The sequence below is a fragment of the Pseudomonas sp. PA-4-8C genome, assembly GCF_021606625.1.
Taxonomy (GTDB): Bacteria; Pseudomonadota; Gammaproteobacteria; order Pseudomonadales; family Pseudomonadaceae; genus Aquipseudomonas; species Aquipseudomonas lactis.
Genome location: NZ_WKCD01000420.1, coordinates 1 through 3,158, shown reverse-complemented (window position 1 = coordinate 3,158; position 3,158 = coordinate 1). Strand labels below are relative to the sequence as shown.

Sequence of the window (3,158 nt, the reverse complement as noted above, 5' to 3'; positions counted from 1 at the left end):
AGCCATCTGCACGCTACAGGGATTCCACCGGCATTGTCCGATGCCACCCGTGAACTCGCCTTTGAACTGATGAAGCAGATGCGCAACGCCGGACGCAGCGTGTCATTCGATCCGAACCTGCGCCCTTCGCTTTGGGCCAGCCAAGCGCAGATGATCCGCGAAATCAATGCCCTGGCCGCTCTTGCTGACTGGGTCTTGCCGGGCCTGGGTGAAGGCCGCTTGCTCACCGGCTACGAGGATCCGGCGGATATCGCTGCGTTCTATCTCGACCAGGGCGCCGAAGCCGTGGCAATCAAACTCGGCCCGGAAGGTGCCTATTACCGCACCCAGATGGACCAGGGTTTTGTCGCCGCAGTCAAGGTGGAAAAAGTCGTGGATACCGTAGGCGCCGGCGATGGCTTTGCCGTAGGCATGATCAGCGCCCTGCTGGAAAACTCAAGCTTCCCCGAGGCCGTACAGCGCGGTAACTGGATCGGCAGCCGCGCGGTGCAGAGCCGTGGCGATATGGAAGGTTTGCCGACCCGCGCTGAATTACCCACCCGATCCGTTGCGTGACCCATTACCTGTTGCCACAACTACAACAAGCTCAGGAGCAACCCCATGGAAACCGTGAAACTCGCCACCCGTCGCTGGTGGTACATCATGCCTATCGTGTTTATCACTTACAGCCTGGCCTACCTGGACCGCGCCAACTACGGCTTCGCCGCCGCGTCCGGCATGGCCGAAGACCTGATGATCACGCCGGGCATGTCTTCGCTGCTCGGCGCGCTGTTCTTCCTTGGCTACTTTTTCTTCCAGGTGCCGGGGGCGATCTACGCGCAAAAGCGCAGTGTCAAGAAACTGATCTTCGTCAGCCTGATCCTCTGGGGCGGCTTGGCCACGCTGACCGGCGTGGTGTCCAACGCCTACATGCTGATCGTCATCCGCTTCATGCTCGGAGTGGTCGAGGCCGCCGTGATGCCGGCCATGCTGGTGTACCTGTGCCACTGGTTCACCCGGGCCGAACGCTCGCGGGCCAACACTTTCCTGATCCTCGGCAACCCGGTGACCATGCTGTGGATGTCGGTGGTGTCGGGCTACCTGGTGCAGCATTTCAGCTGGCGCTGGATGTTTATCATCGAGGGCCTGCCGGCAGTGTTGTGGGCGTTTATCTGGTGGAAGCTGGCCGATGAGCGTCCTAAGGATGCCACGTGGCTGAGCGACGCCGAAAAGCACAGCCTGGAAACCGCCCTCGCCGCCGAGCAGGTGGGAATCAAGGCCGTGAAGAACTACGCCGAAGCGTTCCGTTCGCCCAAGGTGATCATTCTGGCGCTGCAGTTCTTTTGCTGGAGCATTGGCGTGTACGGTTTCGTGCTGTGGTTGCCGTCGATCCTCAAGGCCGGTTTGCAGATGGACATGGTCGAAGCCGGCTGGCTCTCGGCGCTGCCCTACCTGGCGGCGGTGATCGGCATGCTCGTGGTGTCCTGGGGCTCGGACAAGCTGCAGAAACGTAAGCGTTTTGTCTGGCCGCCGCTGTTGATTGCGTCGATTGCCTTCTACGCGTCCTACGTGCTGGGCGCCGAACACTTCTGGTGGTCCTACACCCTGCTGGTGATCGCCGGGGCGTGCATGTATGCACCCTACGGCCCGTTTTTCGCCATCGTCCCGGAAATCCTCCCAGCCAACGTCGCCGGTGGCGCCATGGCACTGATCAACAGCATGGGCGCCCTGGGCTCGTTCGGCGGCTCGTACCTGGTGGGTTACCTCAACAGCAGCACCGGCTCGCCCGGCGCTTCTTATCTGCTGATGAGCGGCGCGCTGCTGCTTTCCGTGGTGCTGACGATTTTCCTCAAGCCCGGCGCCAGTGACCGCTCGCCGGCGCCAACCCTGGAATTGAAGGTAAAAACCTCATGAAAAAGTCTGTCGTGCTGTACAAAAAACTCTCCGCGCCGCTCATGGCTCGTCTGCATGAGCAGGTCGAGGTCACGCTGATTGACGCACTGGATGAAACCGGCCTGGCCAAGCTGCGCGATGCCCTGCCTACCGCCCACGGCCTGCTGGGGGCAAGCCTGCGCCTGGACGCCCGGCTACTCGACCTGGCGCCCCAGCTGGAAGCCGTGGCCAGCGTCTCGGTGGGCGTCGACAACTACGATATCGACTACCTGACCGAGCGCGGCATCCTGCTGAGCAACACTCCGGATGTGCTTACCGAAACCACCGCCGACACCGGTTTTGCGCTGATCCTGGCCACCGCGCGGCGCGTGGTGGAACTGGCTGACATGGTGCGTGCCGGCCAGTGGAACAAAAACATCGGCCCGGCGCATTTTGGCAGCGATGTACATGGCAAGACCCTGGGCATCATCGGCATGGGCCGCATCGGCGAAGCCCTGGCCCAGCGTGGGCATTTTGGCTTCGGCATGCCGGTGATCTACCACAGCCACTCGCCCAAGCCGGCGGTTGAGGCACGCTTTGGCGCGCAGTACCGCAGCTTGCAGGGCTTGCTTAAAGAGGCGGATTTTGTCTGCCTGACATTACCGTTGACGGCTGAAACCGAGAAGTTGATTGGCGCCGAGGAATTCGCGCTGATGGGGCCAGAGACTATTTTTATCAATATCTCGCGAGGCAAGGTGGTGGATGAGGCGGCGCTGGTGCAAGCGTTGCAGCAACGCACTATCCGCGCGGCGGGGTTGGATGTGTTTGAGAAAGAGCCGCTGGATCATGCGTCGCCGTTGTTGCGGTTGAATAATGTGGTGGCTACGCCGCATATCGGCTCGGCCACTCATGAGACGCGGGAGGCGATGGCTAAGTGTGCGGTGGATAATCTGCTGGCGGCACTGGCTGGCGAAAAGCCGGTAAACCTGGTGAATCCAGGGGCATGGGGGCGCTGACACAACACAAGAGCAAACGTGGGAGCTGGCTTGCCTGCGATGACGGCGTGAAAGCCAACGCCTATCTACCAGACAAACCACGATCCAACTGCGGGCTTGCTCGCGAAGGCGGCCTGGCGGTCAACACAGTTGGATTGTGTACATATCCATTCCTGCGGTAACGGCCGCTTAGGGTTCCGCCCTGACGGCGGCTCACTTTGCAAAAGCGGCAAAGTAAGCAAAACGCTCTTGCCCCACCACTCGGCCCCTCGCTTAGGCTCGGTGTGCCCGTAATCCGCCAGTGATTTGGGG

3 protein-coding genes are annotated in these 3,158 nt (G+C 61.3%); all 3 read left to right on the top strand.

What is annotated here, in order from left to right:
- Nucleotides 1-555, top strand: a 555-nt coding sequence (locus GIW04_RS29310) for a sugar kinase (RefSeq protein WP_236479496.1), incomplete at its 5' end; no start/stop codon positions are given.
- Nucleotides 556-600: 45 nt separating this feature from the next.
- Nucleotides 601-1,893 carry an MFS transporter gene (locus GIW04_RS29305; RefSeq protein ID WP_003190917.1) on the top strand — a complete coding sequence of 431 codons (1,293 nt, stop codon included), beginning with the start codon at nt 601-603 and terminating at the stop codon, nt 1,891-1,893.
- Nucleotides 1,890-2,867, top strand: coding sequence for a bifunctional glyoxylate/hydroxypyruvate reductase B (locus tag GIW04_RS29300; RefSeq protein ID WP_003190915.1), 978 nt, complete (start codon nt 1,890-1,892; stop codon nt 2,865-2,867). The genes GIW04_RS29305 and GIW04_RS29300 overlap by 4 nt, the downstream gene beginning before the upstream one ends.
- The last annotated feature ends 291 nt before the right edge of the window (nt 2,868-3,158 follow it).